The 14,256-nt window shown below is 63.9% G+C and carries 18 protein-coding genes; 7 read left to right on the forward strand and 11 right to left on the reverse strand.

Annotated features, from left to right (window positions below; all coding sequences use genetic code 11):
* Window positions 1-23: 23 nt before the first annotated feature.
* From kce to DPM35_RS08955, 3 genes are all read right to left on the reverse strand, one after another.
* Complete coding sequence (gene kce, locus DPM35_RS08945; protein WP_112126886.1) at window positions 24-956, reverse strand: 3,5-dioxohexanoate:acetyl-CoA acetone transferase; 933 nt, start codon at window positions 954-956, stop codon at window positions 24-26.
* A 107-nt stretch (window positions 957-1,063) separates the two neighbouring features.
* Complete coding sequence (locus DPM35_RS08950; RefSeq protein WP_245431475.1) at window positions 1,064-1,279, reverse strand: hypothetical protein; 216 nt, start codon at window positions 1,277-1,279, stop codon at window positions 1,064-1,066.
* Between the two features lie 15 nt (window positions 1,280-1,294).
* Window positions 1,295-1,933, reverse strand: coding sequence for an FMN-dependent NADH-azoreductase (locus tag DPM35_RS08955; RefSeq protein ID WP_112126887.1), 639 nt, complete (start codon window positions 1,931-1,933; stop codon window positions 1,295-1,297).
* 118 nt (window positions 1,934-2,051) lie between these two features.
* Here DPM35_RS08955 and DPM35_RS08960 point away from each other — a divergent pair, with 118 nt between their 5' ends.
* A complete protein-coding gene (locus tag DPM35_RS08960) occupies window positions 2,052-2,999 on the forward strand; it encodes a LysR family transcriptional regulator (RefSeq protein WP_112126888.1) in 948 nt (315 codons plus the stop codon).
* Window positions 3,000-3,005: 6 nt separating this feature from the next.
* Here the strand turns inward: DPM35_RS08960 and DPM35_RS08965 are convergent, their stop codons facing one another.
* Window positions 3,006-3,161 carry a hypothetical protein gene (locus tag DPM35_RS08965; protein WP_245431476.1) on the reverse strand — a complete coding sequence of 52 codons (156 nt, stop codon included), beginning with the start codon at window positions 3,159-3,161 and terminating at the stop codon, window positions 3,006-3,008.
* 80 nt (window positions 3,162-3,241) lie between these two features.
* Window positions 3,242-4,189, reverse strand: coding sequence for a S1C family serine protease (locus DPM35_RS08970; RefSeq protein ID WP_112126889.1), 948 nt, complete (start codon window positions 4,187-4,189; stop codon window positions 3,242-3,244).
* A 160-nt stretch (window positions 4,190-4,349) separates the two neighbouring features.
* Between DPM35_RS08970 and DPM35_RS08975 the strand changes: the two genes are divergently transcribed.
* From DPM35_RS08975 to DPM35_RS08985, 3 genes are all read left to right on the forward strand, one after another.
* Entirely contained in the window at window positions 4,350-5,225 is an 876-nt protein-coding gene (locus tag DPM35_RS08975; RefSeq protein WP_112126890.1) for a S1C family serine protease, read from the forward strand.
* Window positions 5,226-5,233: 8 nt separating this feature from the next.
* Complete coding sequence (locus DPM35_RS08980; RefSeq protein ID WP_112126891.1) at window positions 5,234-5,878, forward strand: helix-turn-helix transcriptional regulator; 645 nt, start codon at window positions 5,234-5,236, stop codon at window positions 5,876-5,878.
* Between the two features lie 104 nt (window positions 5,879-5,982).
* Window positions 5,983-6,849: an SDR family oxidoreductase gene (locus DPM35_RS08985; protein WP_112126892.1), complete on the forward strand. Its 867-nt coding sequence runs from the start codon at window positions 5,983-5,985 to the stop codon at window positions 6,847-6,849.
* Here DPM35_RS08985 and DPM35_RS33290 read toward each other — a convergent pair.
* From DPM35_RS33290 to DPM35_RS33295, 3 genes are all read right to left on the reverse strand, one after another.
* Window positions 6,843-6,989 carry a type II toxin-antitoxin system ParD family antitoxin gene (locus tag DPM35_RS33290; RefSeq protein ID WP_112126893.1) on the reverse strand — a complete coding sequence of 49 codons (147 nt, stop codon included), beginning with the start codon at window positions 6,987-6,989 and terminating at the stop codon, window positions 6,843-6,845. The genes DPM35_RS08985 and DPM35_RS33290 overlap by 7 nt on opposite strands.
* A gap of 2 nt (window positions 6,990-6,991) precedes the next feature.
* Window positions 6,992-7,501 carry a TIGR00645 family protein gene (locus DPM35_RS08995; RefSeq protein WP_112126894.1) on the reverse strand — a complete coding sequence of 170 codons (510 nt, stop codon included), beginning with the start codon at window positions 7,499-7,501 and terminating at the stop codon, window positions 6,992-6,994.
* A gap of 302 nt (window positions 7,502-7,803) precedes the next feature.
* A complete protein-coding gene (locus DPM35_RS33295) occupies window positions 7,804-10,161 on the reverse strand; it encodes an OmpA family protein (RefSeq protein ID WP_112126895.1) in 2,358 nt (785 codons plus the stop codon).
* 195 nt (window positions 10,162-10,356) lie between these two features.
* On the opposite strand from DPM35_RS33295, the gene DPM35_RS09005 reads away from it, so the two are divergent.
* Window positions 10,357-10,803, forward strand: coding sequence for a YcgN family cysteine cluster protein (locus DPM35_RS09005; RefSeq protein WP_095817408.1), 447 nt, complete (start codon window positions 10,357-10,359; stop codon window positions 10,801-10,803).
* A gap of 187 nt (window positions 10,804-10,990) precedes the next feature.
* A complete protein-coding gene (locus tag DPM35_RS09010; protein WP_112126896.1) occupies window positions 10,991-11,347 on the forward strand; it encodes a hypothetical protein in 357 nt (118 codons plus the stop codon).
* A 132-nt stretch (window positions 11,348-11,479) separates the two neighbouring features.
* Here the strand turns inward: DPM35_RS09010 and DPM35_RS09015 are convergent, their stop codons facing one another.
* The 3 genes from DPM35_RS09015 to DPM35_RS32810 all read right to left on the reverse strand — a co-directional run bounded on the left by DPM35_RS09015 (window position 11,480) and on the right by DPM35_RS32810 (window position 13,353).
* A complete protein-coding gene (locus tag DPM35_RS09015) occupies window positions 11,480-12,190 on the reverse strand; it encodes an SIMPL domain-containing protein (RefSeq protein ID WP_112126897.1) in 711 nt (236 codons plus the stop codon).
* Window positions 12,191-12,565: 375 nt separating this feature from the next.
* A complete protein-coding gene (locus tag DPM35_RS32805) occupies window positions 12,566-12,973 on the reverse strand; it encodes a glycosyltransferase (protein ID WP_342633670.1) in 408 nt (135 codons plus the stop codon).
* A complete protein-coding gene (locus tag DPM35_RS32810; protein ID WP_245431480.1) occupies window positions 12,865-13,353 on the reverse strand; it encodes a glycosyltransferase in 489 nt (162 codons plus the stop codon). Before DPM35_RS32810 ends, DPM35_RS32805 begins: the two co-directional genes overlap by 109 nt.
* Window positions 13,354-14,028: 675 nt before the next feature.
* On the opposite strand from DPM35_RS32810, the gene DPM35_RS09030 reads away from it, so the two are divergent.
* A complete protein-coding gene (locus DPM35_RS09030; RefSeq protein ID WP_146767930.1) occupies window positions 14,029-14,214 on the forward strand; it encodes a hypothetical protein in 186 nt (61 codons plus the stop codon).
* Window positions 14,215-14,256: the final 42 nt, after the last annotated feature.

The following is a 14,256-nucleotide window of genomic DNA, read 5'->3' on the forward strand; positions in this document are numbered from 1 at the left end:
CGCGCCGGCCAGCTTCTCCTTGATCAGAACGCGACCTTGTCGCCGCCCTTGAGCTGCAGGATCTGGCGCGCCTCGTCTGGCGTGGCGATCGAGGCGCCGAGGCCTTCGATGATCTGGCGCACCTTGGTGACCTGTTCGGCGCTGGAGCGGGCGAGCTTGCCCTTGCCGATCCACAGCGAATCCTCCAGCCCGACCCGCACATTGCCGCCGAGCGCGATCGCTTGCGTGGCGATCGGCAGTTGATGGCGGCCGGCGCCCAGGACCGACCAGTGATAATCGGTGCCGAACAGGCGGTCGGCGGTGCGTTTCATGTGGGCGACGTCCTCGGGATGGGTGCCGATGCCGCCGAGGATGCCGAACACGCTCTGGACGAAGAAGGGCGCCTTGACCAGGCCGCGCTCGACGAAATGCGCCAGCGTGTAGAGATGGCCGATGTCGTAGCACTCGATCTCGAACCGGGTGCCGTTGTCGGCGCAGGTGCGCAATATGTGCTCGATGTCGCCGAAGGTGTTGCGGAAGATCCGGTCGCGCGAGGATTCGAGATAAGGCCGCTCCCAGTCATGCTCGAAGGTCTTGAACCGCTCCAGCATCGGGAACAGCGCGAAATTCATCGAGCCCATGTTGAGCGAGGCGACCTCGGGCGCGAACACCTTGGCCGGCCTGACGCGCTCCTCCACGCTCATCGTCGCGGCACCCCCGGTGGTGATGTTGACGATGCAATTGGAGCGCTGCTTGATCACCTGCAGGAAAGGCGCGAAGGCCTCGGTCGACTGGTCGGGGCGACCGTCGACCGGATTGCGGGCGTGGAGGTGGACGATCGCGGCGCCCGCCTCGGCCGCCTCGATGGCGGCAGTGGCTATCTCCTGCGCCGTCACCGGCAGGTGCGGCGACATCGATGGCGTATGGATCGAGCCTGTTACCGCGCAGGTGATGATGATCTTGTTCTGGTTCGCCACTTATGATCCTCGATCTCTTCGCTATTTCACCGCCCTTTGCGTGATGCCGGAGATGAACTGCTTCGACAGCACGATAGAGAGCAAGGTAATCGGCAGCGCCGCCGGTGTCAGCCCGGTGAACACCCCCAGTCGGTGGTGAATTCGCCGACGAACACGGTCAGCCCGCGCGGCAGTGTCTTCAAATTATCGGAGGTGATCAGCACCAGCGGGAAGAAAAAGTCGTTCCAGATCGGCACCGCGTTCTGGATCGCCACGATGACCGGCGCCGGCCGGGAGCCAAATGCAAAAAGAGGCAGGCGCCGGCGGGCGCCTGCCTCTTTCATTTCTGCCATCGGCAATCAGGCCGCGATGGCGACCTGGTCGGCCGTGGCGGCGGCAATCGCGTCGACCTTGGCGGTGGCCTTGGCGAGCGCCGCCGTGACGGCATCGGCACCCATGCCGACACCCTCGACGCGGATGACCTCGACATCAGTCATGCCGAGGAAGCCGAGCACGCTGCGCAGATAGGGAACCGCATGGTCCATCTGCACCGCGGCGCCTTCCGAATAGATGCCGCCGGAAGCGAGCACGATGTAGACCTTCTTGCCGGCGACGAGGCCCTTCGGACCGTTCTCGCCGTAGGCGAAGGTCTTGCCGGAGCGGGCGACGTGGTCGACCCAGGACTTCAACGTCGAGGAGATGTTGAAGTTGATGAAGCCGGTGGCGAGGATCACGGTGTCGGCGGCGAAAAGCTCGTCGAGCACGGCGTCGGAAACGCCCACGACTTCGGCCTGGCGCGGCGTGCGGGCTTCGGCCGGCGTGTAGATGCCGGTGGCGTAATCAGGGTCGATATGCGGCAGCGGATTGGCAACCAGATCACGCACGACAAGCGTGTTGGACGGATCGGCGGCAACGAGCTTCCGGGCGAGATCGGTGGCGACGCGGGTCGAGTGCGAAGCGGCGCCGCGCGGGCTGGAGGTAACGAGAAGAATAGACATGGCGGTGTCCCCTTGGGGTTGGAGTGAAACTTTCCACGCCAATATGGGATTGCCGCTCCATCTGGATAACTGGTATAATATGCATACAATCCATCAACAAAATGGATGGCACACAGTCATGCAGCCGAACCCGACATTGGATCAGCTCCAAATCCTGGTGGCGGTGGCCGATACTGGCAGCTTCTCGGCAGCGGGGCGCAAGCTCAACCGGGCGCAGTCGGTGGTGAGCTACGGCATTGCCAATCTCGAAGCGCAGCTTGGCCTGAAGCTGTTCGAGCGCGAGGGCGTGCGCGAGCCGCAGCTGACCGATGTCGGCAAGGCGATGCTCGAGGATGCGCGGCGCATGATCGGCGTGCTGCAGCGCATCCGCTCGCGTGCCGACGGCTACCGGCAAGGGCTGGAAGCGGAAGTGGCGATATCGGTCGACGTGGCGCTGCCTTCGCCGGCGCTGGTACGCGTGCTCAAGGCCTTCGAGGCGCAGTTCCCGGCGGTCATGCTGCGGCTCTATATCGGCTCGCTCGGCCTCATCGTCGACCAGGTCGTCAACGGCCAGGCGGATCTTGGTTTCGGCGGCCTGCAAGGCGATGCCGACGTCAACCTGCTGCGCATCGGCTTCACCTCGATGGTGCCTGCGGCGGCGCCCGACCATCCTTTGGCAAAACTGCCGAAGCCGGTTGCGGTTGAGGATCTGCGCGAGCATATCCAGCTCGTCGTCACCGACCAGTCGGAGCGGACGCGTGGCCGCGACTATGGCGTCTTTGCTTATCGAACCTGGCGGCTGACGGATGTGCGCACCAAGCATGCGCTGATGCGCGATGGCCTCGGCTGGGGCGGCCTGCCGCGGTGGCTGATCGCCGACGACCTTGCCAGCGGCAGGCTGGTCGAGCTCGATCTCGAGCCTTACCGCGAAGTCCGCTCGCCGATGTACGCCATGCACCGCAATGACCGCAGCCCCAAGCCGGCGGCGACCTGGCTTATCGACGAGTTCAGGCGGCAGCTGGGTTGCTTCAACGAGATGGAGCCGGGCGTGTGGGCGGAGGAGGGACCGGAGACAAGCCGTCCATGAGGGCGATCAGCACCGCCCGATAGCCCTCGGCTGGCGAGCCGGCCTCGATTGCCAAAGCGCCCGATCGAAGGCGCCCGCCAGAAGTGCGGTCAGCGCCTCGGCCGGCAATCTGGTCATCGCTTGCGCCGGCATCGCGGCGACCAGCCCTTTCGACATCATCAAGTCGATCCCTCCGAGCAAGGAATTTTGGCGCAATATGCGGAAGGCGCGGTCGGCGGCTAAACCGGACCACGGGTCTCGTCTCAATTTGTCCGCGCCACCGGCATCACTGCCACTTGGCTGACGCCGGTACGGCGCACGACGGTGCACAGCGTCTCGCGGCCGATGCGCTCGGCGTCGAGCATGCGCACCAGGTCGTCGACGCCGGTCACCGGCCGACCGTCGATCGCCGCGATGATGTCGCCTTCCTTCAAGCCGGCCTTGGCGGCGGGACCGTTCTTCTCGACGCTGCGCAGGCGCACCGCCGTGTTCGTGGTCACCTGCGACAGGAGCGCCGCGCGGCGCGGCAGGTTGGTCGTGTCGGCGGAGACTCCGATGAAGGCGCGGCGCACGCGGCCGAAGCGTATGATCTCGGAGATGACGAAATTGGCGGTGTTGGAGGCGACCGCGAAGGCAATGCCTTGCGCGCCGTGGATCATGGCGGTGTTGACGCCGATCACCTCGCCCGCCGACGACACCAGCGGCCCGCCGGAATTGCCGGGATTGAGCGCGGCGTCGGTCTGGATGACGTCGTCGATCAGCCGGCCTGTCGAGGCGCGCATCGAGCGGCCGAGCGCGGAGACGACGCCAGCGGTTACGGTCCATTCGAAACCGAGCGGATTGCCGATCGCGATCGCGATCTGGCCGCGGCGCAGGCGCTTGGAGTCGCCAAGCGGCGCGACATCGGCGAAACTGCCGTCGGCGCGCACCAGCGCGATGTCGGTGTCTGGATCGCGGCCGAGCACGTGGCCCTCGCGCGAGGCTCCGTCCGGCATGGTGACGCGCACGGTGCGCGCATCGCCGACGACATGGAAGTTGGTGACGACCAGCCCGTCCTGCGCGATGACGAAGCCGGAGCCGTGACCGCCGGCGCCGATGCGCTCGATGCGGCACACGACCGGACCGATGCGGTCGACTGCATCGGCCACGGATACCGAGTAAGCGTCGAGCAAGGTGTCGTCCGACGGAAGTTTTTCGGCTGCGAAAGCCATGGGCGTGTTCCCTCGTAGAATGATGACTATATGTGCGAAGCGGCCCCAATTGCCGCGACCTGACCACATGGCCAGTCCGCCGGCCGACTAGCCGTCAGGCGAGTATCCGCGGCCGCGCTAGCGAGCGATATCTGGGTCACCGAACCCAGGAGACAGTCTTATGAGCGACTTCAACCTCAGTGCCTTTTCTGACGCGATCGCCGATGTCGCGGCCACCGCTGCCCCCGTGGTGGCGAGTTTCGTTACGCACCATCACCGCACCGCGAGCGCCTTCCACTGGCACGACGGCTACTTCGTAACCGCCGAGGAAGCGGTCGAAGCCGGCGAGGAGATCGAATTGACGCTGGCCTCCGGCGAAACCGCCAAGGCCGAACTCGTCGGCCGCGATCCGTCGACGGGCGTTGCCCTGCTGAAGCCGGCTTCCGGCGCTGCCGGTTTGCCGCAACTCACTCAGGCCGGCGCGGTGCGCCCTGGCCATCTGGCGATCGCGGTGGGCAACAGTGATGGCGCAGCACTTGCCGTGTTCGGCACGGTCGGCGAGGTCGGGCCGGCCTGGCGCTCGATGCGCGGCGGCACGATCGACCGGCGCATCAACCTCGCCATCAATACCGGCGGACGCTTCGAGGGCGGTCCGGTGCTCGACGCGAAGGGCGGCCTGATCGGCATGCTGTTGTTCGGGCCGCGCCGGCGGGCGCTGGTCATGCCATACGAGACCATCGAGCGCGCGGTTGCCACGCTGCGCGAGAAGGGTCATGTCGCGCGCGGCTATCTGGGCGCCGGGCTGCATCCGATCCGCAACGGCGACACCAAAGGCGCTATGGTGATGAGCCTTGACGACAACGGTCCGGCCAAGGCCGCCGGCCTGCATATCGGCGACATCGTCGTTTCCTGGAACGGCGAGGCCGTGCATGGCCCGCGCGAGCTGATCCGCAAGCTCGGCCCGGATAGCGCGGGCACGACCGTGACGCTTGGTATCTCGAGCGGCGGCACGCAACGGGACGTTTCGATCACCATCGGCGAAAAGCCGCTGAGCTGAGAGGATCGATGGCAAGCAGCGCGGCGCAAGCGATCGCACGACCGGAACCGTCAGCCCACCGGCTGACGGTGCTGGTGGCGCTCGGCGATGCCCAGCGCGCCGAGCAGCTTGCCGATGCGCTTGCCGCCAGCGACGATCTGCTGCCGACACTGGCCGGGAGCAGCACTGGCCAGTCAGCGGATGTCGCGGTGACCGACGATGCGGCCTTGGAAAGCCGGACCGTCGGCTCGACGATGCCTGTTGTGCTGCTGTCCCGCCGCAGCGGGCACGAGCGGCTTCCCGGCAATGTGGTCGCCGTGCTGCCGTCGTCGGCCGATGGCCTGTTGATCGCGGCGGCGGCGCGGCTGGCCGCCTCCGGCTATCGCATTGACAGGGCAGGGCCATCGGAGGTCGCGCATGGCGATTTCCATGACGGGCTCGCCGAAGAAGACGCACCGGACGACAACCAGGCGCGCCCCGCCTTGTCGCCGCGCGAGGCGGAGGTGCTGGCGCTGCTCGCCGAAGGCGCGCCGAACAAGGTGATCGCCAGGCGGCTCAATATTTCGGTCCACACGGCGAAGTTCCATGTCGCCGCCATCCTGATCAAGCTCGGCGCCGCCAACCGGACGGACGCGATCGCGATAGCGATGCGACAGGGGTTGGTGCTGGTCTAGCTCTCTACAGCACGACGCTGCGTAATCTCTGATTGGCTCCTTGGGTCTTGCGCCACGGCTGTGCGCCGCGCAATTTGCCTCCACATCGAAGAGGGAGGCGAAGAATGTCGCTGAACGGAAAGACGCTGTTCATCTCGGGCGGATCGCGCGGCATCGGGCTGGCGATCGCGCTCAGGGCGGCGCGCGACGGCGCCAATGTGACGATCGCGGCCAAGACGGCCGAGCCGCATCCGAAGCTGCCGGGCACCATCTACACCGCGGCGCAAGAAATCGAGCAGGCGGGCGGCAAGGCGCTGCCGGTGCTCTGCGACATCCGCGACGAGGCGCAGGTCGCCGAGGCGGTGGCCAAGACGGTGGAGCGGTTCGGCGGCATCGACATCTGCGTCAACAATGCCAGCGCCATCCAACTCACCGGCACGCTCGAGACCGACATGAAGCGCTATGATCTGATGCACCAGATCAACACCCGCGGCACTTTCCTGGTCTCCAAAATGTGCATTCCGCACCTGAAGTTGGCCAAGAACCCTCACATCCTGAATCTGGCGCCGCCGCTCGACATGAAGGCCAAATGGTTCAAGAATCACGTCGCCTATACGATGGCGAAGTTCGGCATGTCGATGTGCACGCTTGGCATGAGCGCGGAGTTTGCCAAGGAGGGCATCGCCGTCAACTCGCTGTGGCCGATCTCGACCATCGATACTGCCGCGGTGCGCAATCTTCTGGGCGGTGCCACGGTGGCGGCGATGAGCCGCTCGCCCGACATCATGGCCGATGCCGCGCATGCGATCTTCCTGCGTCCCTCGCGCGAGGCGACCGGCAATTTCTATATCGACGAAGAGGTGCTGCGCGCCGAAGGCGTGACCGATTTTTCGGTTTACGCTCCGGGCGCAACCGGGCCGCTGGCTGGCGACTTTTTCGTGCCGGACGAGGTGTTGGCGAGAACCGAAACGCAGATCAGGAATATCTACTGAGGCAAATCGCGCGAGCGCTTCTTCATCTCGATAAAGCCCTCCAGATCAAACGGCTGGGGGACGCCCGATCCGTCGCCTTCATCTATCGCCTTGCAAAGCCGGTCGAGCCTCGAACGGTTTTCGTTCTCTTCAGAAGTCATTCCTACGCCTTCTTGCCCTTGGCTAGCGCCATCACCCGGTCGATATAGGCCAGCATCAGCGCCGAAAGCACGAAGGCCAGATGCATGATGGTCAGCCACATCAACTGTTCCGTCGTGTAGGAAGCGTGGTTGAGGAAGACCTGCAGCAGGTGGATGGAGGAGATCGCGACGATGGTCGAGGCGACCTTGACCTTCAGCGAGCCGACATCGATCGTTCCCAGCCAATGGACCTCGCCGTCCTGTTCGTCGAAGCGGCTGACGAAATTCTCGTAGCCCGAGATGATCACCATCACCACCAGCGAGGCGACCAGCGCGGCATCAATCAGGCCGAGCATCTTTAGGATCGTGTCGGTGTCGCCGAGCGTGAAGGCGCTGATCACAAACTCGTAAAGTTTCTTGCCGAAGGACAGGGCATAGGTCGCGAGCGCAACGCCGAGCCCGAGATAGAAGGCGACCAGCAGCCAGCGCGAGGCGAGGATGACGGATTCGATGGCGAGTTCGAGACGCTTCATGAAGGGTTCCGGTCAGGTTGCGATAAAGGGTATTTCGGCCAGACAGGGCCGGTTTTCAAGACAAAAAACCCCGCCGGAGAGGGGGACCGGCGGGGCTCAGTCATGTCCCGCTGGAGTCGGGACAGGGCAGGGAACGCCCTGCCTGGAATCTGGGTGTCGCAATGCGGCAATTCAATGAGTTAGCTCGAATCGACAGGACAAATCTTCTTGAGCCAGGAAAAGAAAAGGCCCGTCCGACGCGGACGGGCCTTCATCTCAAGCGCTGATTCCAAAAATCCGCTCAGGATCTTGAAATCAAACGCTCATTGCTGGTCGCTGTTGCTCGCCACCGGCGCCACCAGCGAGGTGATGCGTCGGATGGCGACACGCCGGTTCTCACGGTTCGGACCGGGCGTGTTCACCTTGAGATATTGCTCGCCATAGCCCTGCGTGGTGAGGTTCTCGGCCGGGATGCCAAAGGCGTTGGTCAGTGCCTCGGCAACGGCTTCGGCACGGCGATCCGAGAGGGCAAGATTTGCCTCCGGCGTGCCCACGGCGTCGGTGTGGCCTTCGATCAGGAAGGTTTCCGCCGGGTTCTTCTTCAAAAGCTTTTCCATGGCGTTGGCGACGCCTTCGAGCTTTTGCACTTCGGCATCCGAGATCGTGGCCGAGCCGAAGTCGAAGTTCAGCGTGTCGAGATCAATGCGGCGGGCGATGTCGCGCACGCGGGCCGAGCGCTTCACCTCGTCGATCGAGTAGAGGCGCTGCACCCTTTCCACCGGCGGCTGCTCGAGGAAGGTGTAGTAGTCGTCGTCGCTTTCGACATCCTCGGAGTTCAGGATGTAGTCCCGGCGCGGGATGTCGAGCCGCATCGGCGGCAGCTCGTCGCCGGGATCGCGCCACTCGTCGACATCGTTATAGTAGCGCTCGTCGACATAGGTCAGCACATACTCGCGGCCATCCGGTGTAATGCGCGATCGCCGGATGACGTCGCCATTACGGTTGCGGATGGTGATGATCCTGACGCCGTTGTCGCGCTCCACGATTTCGCGGGTGCGGCCACCTGATAGATCCTCGTAGTAGACGTCCCTGGCGCCGCGGGTGATGCGAGGCGCCTCGTTGCTTTCCACGAAGGTCTGGTTGTTGAACTGGAGGATGACGCGGTCGCCGAACTGTTTCACGACATCCGCGCCCTGCGGCCGGCGCCGCTCGCGGATAACCTGCTCGGGCGTAAGGTCGATGCGCTTGCCTTTCTCCTGGTCCACCGGGACGATCTTCTCGGGCTTGATCGCCTGCTGCGCCGACTTGTCGTCGGCGGGCGGCGGACCTTGATCGACCGGAGCCGGCTTCTGCGCCTGCTCACCACCCTGCGGCTGTCCGGCCTGATTAGCGTTCTGGCCATTTTCGGTTTGAGCGGCACCTGCCTGGCCACCGCCGTTCTGGCCGAGATCGTTGCGACCCTTGTGCTTGCGTATGACGTCCTTCTGGCTGTCCAGGATAGGCGCCTCGTTCGGGTTCGCGGGCGCTTCGCCTTGCGCGGCGTTGCCGCCATTGGCGGGCTGATTGTTGTTGGCCGGCTGTTCACCTGTAGCAGGCTTTTGGCCTGTCGCCGGCTGCTCTCCAGTCGTGGGTTGTTCGGTCAGGGGCTTCTTGCCGAACTGCTTGCCACCCTGGGTTTGCTCACCCGTGGTTGGCTGCTCGCCCGTCGCCGGTTGCTGCCCCGTGGCAGGCTGCTCGCTCAGCTTCTTGCCGCGCTTCTTCTTGTCCTGGGTCTCTCCGCCCTGGGCCGGCTGCTCGCCGGTCTGCAACGGTTCGGCCTGCGGCGCGGGTTCACCTGCCTGCGCCGGCTTTTTTGCCGGCTCGTTGGTCTGCGTTTGCTCAGCCGGGGCGGTCTCGCCCTGCTGGTTCTGCTTGTGCTTCTTCTTGAACTGGTTGCCGCCTTGCTGATTGTCGTTTGCAGGGGCGGTCTGGTCGGTCGGCGCGACCTGCTCGCCTATCTGACCGGCTGGCTCGCCCTGCTGCTGATCGTGCTTGCGCTTCTTCTTACCCTGGTTGCCTTGCTGCTGGTCGCCGGCGGCAGGCGCGACCTGTTCCGTGGGCTGCTGGTCAGCTGGCGCTGCTTCGATCTGCTGGTTGCGCTTCTTCTTGCGCGGCTGCTCGTCGGTCGCAGGCTGGCCGCCCTGGTCAGCGGGCGCGGCCTCGATCTGCTGCTGCTGGTCACGCTTCTTGCGCGGCTTGAACTGCTGCTCGTCGGTCGCGGGCTGGCCGCCTTGATCGGCGGGTGCGGCCTCGATCTGCTGCTGCTGGTCGCGTTTCTTGCGCGGTTTGAATTGCTGCTCGGCCGGGGCGGCTTCGCCGGATTGGCCATTATCAATCTGCTGCTGCTCTTGCCGCTTCTTGCGCGGCTTCTGCTCGGTCTCGGCAGGGGCGGCCTGTTCGGTTGCCGGGGCCGATTCGCTTTGCTGCTGCTCGCGCTTCTTCTTCTTCGGCTGTTCGGCTCCGCCCTGCGCGCATTCCTCGGCCGACTGCCCTTCGGCGCAAGCGGCTTGAGCCAGCACGAGCGGCGCACCATGCAGGCTGCCGAAAGCGGCACCCCCCTGCAGCGGGTACGCGCCCAACGGCGCGGATGCCATAAGCAGGCCGATTGCCGTGCCCGCCAGAATCCGTGGTTGGCGTTTCATATCAATTTTCTCCTAGTGGGGTCCCATCCCTGCCCAAACTTTCATCGACCGCAATTGGTTCCGTCAGGCATTGACGCCAGCCAAGGATGCCTGGCCGGCCTTTTGAAGGCAATTTCGTGTTTTTCTAATGTTGATAGTAAGTCTGTGTGACAGCAGTGCTTGACCGGAAGGTCGCGGAGGGCCAAATCCATCGAAATGACCGCGCCATTCTGGAAAACCAAAACGCTTGAGGCGATGACCCCGGCCGAGTGGGAATCACTTTGCGACGGCTGCGGCAAATGCTGCCTGTCGAAGCTCGAGGACGAGGATACGGGCGAGATCTTCTGGACAAGCGTTGGCTGCCGGCTGTTCGACGCCGAAAGCTGCCGCTGCTCCGACTATGCAAACCGCCTGACGCGGGTGCCCGACTGCGTTGGGCTGACGCCGCAGAATGTACGAACCATCACCTGGCTGCCAAAAACCTGCGCCTACCGGCTGATCGCCGAGGGCCATGATCTCTATTGGTGGCACAGGCTTGTTTCGGGAAGTGCTGCGACCGTGCATGAAGCCGGCATTTCGATCCAGGGCCGGGTGAAGGCCAAGGAAACCGATCTGGCCGAGCCGGACGACTACTTTGATTATATATTGGATGACGAACCGTAGCCGGTTCCGTGGGTTCGCGTTTAGAGCGGTGAGGGTCAGCGTTTTTGGTTACGAGCGACGAACCCTGGCGGGTTCGCGCTTATATGAACCGGACATGAACGGGCGGTTCGCGGAAAGTTCAGACACAAAAAGGCATTTTCCAATCATCGGTTCTACAGGCGAAAGCCCACAACAAGGAGAGAAGACGATGTTCAACACGATCAAGACGGCTGCCCTTTCGGCGCTTGTCGGGCTCGGCACGCTTGCCGCGATTCCGGCGCATGCGGACAGCCTCTATCTCGGTTTCGGCAACAACCAGGATCCGCGCTTCGGCGTTTATACGGGCGACGATGACGGCTACTACCGCCGCGATTGGCGCCGTGACCGCGACTGGCGCGGCTGCTCGCCGGAGCGCGCCCTGGACAAGGCCGAGCGCATGGGCCTGCACCGCGCCCGCATCGTCGACATGAGCCGCCGCACCGTGAAGGTGGTCGGCCGCCAGTATGGCGATCGCGTCGTGGTGGTGTTCGCCAACGAGCGCGGCTGCCCGATCATCTATCGCTGAGGTTGAGAGGACGATCCTCTGTGAGGATCGCCTGTGAGCCTCTCACGATGAGGCGTGGTTGAAAAAAGCCCCGGAGGAAACGATCCTCCGGGGCTTTTGCGTGTCGGTGGCGCCTGCGGCGCTCGTCGGGCGTCATTTCAGCTCGAAGGTGACCGTGACCTGGACGTTGTAGGAATTCTCGCCGGCCTGCACCGGGACGGCGGAACGGGCGGCATCGAACGATTTGGCCGCCATCGGCATCGGCACCGGCGCAATATTCTGGTCGGTGATCTCGAGCACCTTGCCCAGGCCGACGCCGGCGGCTTCGGCGAGCGTCTTTGCCTTGGCCATCGCGTCGGCGACGGCCTTCTTGCGCGCCTCGGTGATCGTCGCCTTCGGATCGTCATTGGTGAAGGCGATGCCGCCACCCTGGTTGACGCCGAGCGAAACCGCCTTGTCGAGGATCTCGCCGGTCTTGTCGACGTCGCGCACGCGCACCGACAGCGTGTTGGTCACCTGATAGGCGACGAGTTCCGCCTCCTGGCTGCCGTCGGCCTTGTTGGTGTAGTTGTAGCGCGGGTTGATCTGTATGCCCGTCGTCTGCAGGTCGCGCTCGGCAATGCCGGCGGATTTCATCGCCGCGATCACCGCCGCCATGGCGTCGTTGTTGGCGTCGAGCGCTTCGCGCGCGCTCTTTGCCTCGCGCATGACGCTCAGCGACAGGATCGCCATGTCGGGCGCCATGGTCGCTTCGCCTTCGCCGGACACGATGATGCGAGGCGGGGGCTGCGTGTCGGCGGCGCTTGCCAGCGCCGGGAACGCGACCGCGGCAGCGAGCGCGATAGGCAAAAGATGTCTGGTCATGAAAACTCCTCGATGTCTGCGGTCCGCAGCCCGGTGCCGCGCTTGCATCGACCCTGCAAAAGGCATCGATTCCCTGCAATGCGGCGCATCGGCCGGGACCTCTTCACGCGCCTTATGAACGCAAGCCGCTCTACGCAGCGAATATGGGCTGATTTTGGCGGTCTGCGCCATCGCTTTCGAAAGCCTTGCGCGGACGAGCGAAAAACACCAAGCCAGCCCGCGTGGGGCCTGTAGCTCAATGGTTAGAGCCGGCGCGCGTCCCAACGGGCCATAATTTGCTCTAGCCGGCTGACAGTCGGCAGAGTGTACCGACTGCCGCCGTCATCGACCCAGTTGCCGCCGCCAAAGGTTTGATAGACTGGGACCGGGCATTCATCACTGTGGCGCGCCGCATGGGTGAGCTCGTTCCTCGCGCGTGTTTTTGTCATCCTTGAGCCGAGTCCCGCGCGAGCTGTCAATGAGGTCCCTGTAGACAGCGGCCTGACAAGCGACGACGTGTTCGACGGAGAATTCCTTCCTGACGCGCTCGGCCGCGCGACCGGCCACGACTCGCCCGTTTTCTCGATTGCCGAGCAGCTCGAGAATTTTTGCAGCCAACATGCTGGGTGCTCCGGGCGGAACCAGGAAGCCATTCCATCCGTCGCGAATGACCTCTGCGCCGGGCATGGTCCTGGTCACGATCTGCACACCGGCGAGTGCCGCCTCGAGCAGCACCCGCGGCACACCTTCCCGATACTCGGTCGGAAACGCGAATACATTCGCGAGCGCGAGCAGTGATGGGATGTCCTAACCGTGGCAGCGGCAGTGCGAGCCGCAATTTTGTGGAGCGCGCGATAGACTGGACGCAACGTCAAGGCCATGGGAGATCGCGACGAATAGAGGAAAGCCCGTCCGTTGATCGTGCGAATGACCGGCACGCCAGGTGTGCTTCGCGCCGCCAAAGGAAGAAACACGGATGGTTTGGTGTCGAAGCTCTGCGCGAGATCGGGCTGCACCTCGACAAGGATCTTCGAAATGCTCCTGACTGCGGCCCAATCGGCCAGCGGACTGACGAAACGGTCGAAATTGAAGCGCCGATAGTCGATGCCTGCTCGCGCAAACGGGGCGGGTTCACCCGTTCCAGCCGCGGTTACGCGAAAGCCGTGATCGCGCAGGAGGGACATTGCCGGAATACGAACATAATGGTCTTCGCCGCCGATATAGAGCAGATGGGGCTGCAGGGGGCGCGTCCCTCCGTAAGTGTCCCATTTGGATCGTCATGAAGGAGGTGAAGACCCTGCCTAGAATCACCATACGGCCGGCTCATGTCATCTACATTCGACATCTGCCCGCCTCCCAGGAATGGCTCATCGAGGTGTTCGCGCAGCGGTGACGACGACCCGATCGTTCCGAGCGGCTCCAGCTCCTGCGTGCGGTTGATCCGCATGTTCCACTGGTTCCCATCGCCGCAAACGCTGCGAATGAGGTGGGTCGTGATGTAAACTTCTCCGATGCCATCGCGCCGGAGCCCATTTGAGCACGAGCTCGAGGACGGGCCGCGCTCCGATCGGCATCAGAGGTTTTTGGCAAAATGGATATAAGCGGCTGTAAGCGCGTTCCCTTCCCGCCGCATTGAACGACAGCGTTCATGTTATCCTTCGTGCGCAAGAGCTCGCAATCGTTGAAGTATCGTGTCGTGATCGCGTCAGCCCCGGCGATGACGGGCGGGCTGGAGCGGATTTGAAAAACTAAAACACAAGACTCTCCGCGCGTCTTCGTGCGTTTGGAGGAGATGACTTGCCGCAGTATGGCTTCGAGGTATCGCTCACTTGATCGCGCTTCTGCCGAGAGATAGGGAGATGACCGCCGACGTTCCGCAGAGCCTCGAGACACCGCAGCTCGCGTTTCGCCCTCTCGGAGCCGAGCGGACCTGCCAAGGGATCGCGCCGACAAAAGGCAAGTTCGCGCCACTGGGTGAGCGTATCAGGTCGCGCGGTTTGCCTGCCCGAGAAAAAATTCCGAAGCAGGCGGCCGAATTGGAATAATCTATCTCTACAGACTTAGTGGAATAATACCCTATAGGGCGA

Source organism: Mesorhizobium atlanticum (genome assembly GCF_003289965.1).
In the GTDB taxonomy this organism is placed as follows: Bacteria; Pseudomonadota; Alphaproteobacteria; order Rhizobiales; family Rhizobiaceae; genus Mesorhizobium; species Mesorhizobium atlanticum.

Bases quoted from the DNA above. Each gene is read 5' to 3' on its own strand.
- DPM35_RS08950 (WP_245431475.1), bottom strand. From the start codon at position 1,279: ATGAAAGAGGCAGGCGCCCGCCGGCGCCTGCCTCTTTTTGCATTTGGC.
- DPM35_RS08955 (WP_112126887.1), bottom strand. From the start codon at position 1,933: ATGTCTATTCTTCTCGTTACCTCCAGCCCGCGCGGCGCCGCTTCGCAC.
- DPM35_RS08960 (WP_112126888.1), top strand. From the start codon at position 2,052: ATGCAGCCGAACCCGACATTGGATCAGCTCCAAATCCTGGTGGCGGTG.
- DPM35_RS08970 (WP_112126889.1), bottom strand. From the start codon at position 4,189: ATGGCTTTCGCAGCCGAAAAACTTCCGTCGGACGACACCTTGCTCGAC.
- DPM35_RS08975 (WP_112126890.1), top strand. From the start codon at position 4,350: ATGAGCGACTTCAACCTCAGTGCCTTTTCTGACGCGATCGCCGATGTC.
- DPM35_RS08980 (WP_112126891.1), top strand. From the start codon at position 5,234: ATGGCAAGCAGCGCGGCGCAAGCGATCGCACGACCGGAACCGTCAGCC.
- DPM35_RS08985 (WP_112126892.1), top strand. From the start codon at position 5,983: ATGTCGCTGAACGGAAAGACGCTGTTCATCTCGGGCGGATCGCGCGGC.
- DPM35_RS33290 (WP_112126893.1), bottom strand. From the start codon at position 6,989: ATGACTTCTGAAGAGAACGAAAACCGTTCGAGGCTCGACCGGCTTTGC.
- DPM35_RS08995 (WP_112126894.1), bottom strand. From the start codon at position 7,501: ATGAAGCGTCTCGAACTCGCCATCGAATCCGTCATCCTCGCCTCGCGC.
- DPM35_RS33295 (WP_112126895.1), bottom strand. From the start codon at position 10,161: ATGAAACGCCAACCACGGATTCTGGCGGGCACGGCAATCGGCCTGCTT.
- DPM35_RS09005 (WP_095817408.1), top strand. From the start codon at position 10,357: ATGACCGCGCCATTCTGGAAAACCAAAACGCTTGAGGCGATGACCCCG.
- DPM35_RS09010 (WP_112126896.1), top strand. From the start codon at position 10,991: ATGTTCAACACGATCAAGACGGCTGCCCTTTCGGCGCTTGTCGGGCTC.
- DPM35_RS09015 (WP_112126897.1), bottom strand. From the start codon at position 12,190: ATGACCAGACATCTTTTGCCTATCGCGCTCGCTGCCGCGGTCGCGTTC.
- DPM35_RS32810 (WP_245431480.1), bottom strand. From the start codon at position 13,353: ATGTCCCTCCTGCGCGATCACGGCTTTCGCGTAACCGCGGCTGGAACG.
- DPM35_RS09030 (WP_146767930.1), top strand. From the start codon at position 14,029: ATGACCGCCGACGTTCCGCAGAGCCTCGAGACACCGCAGCTCGCGTTT.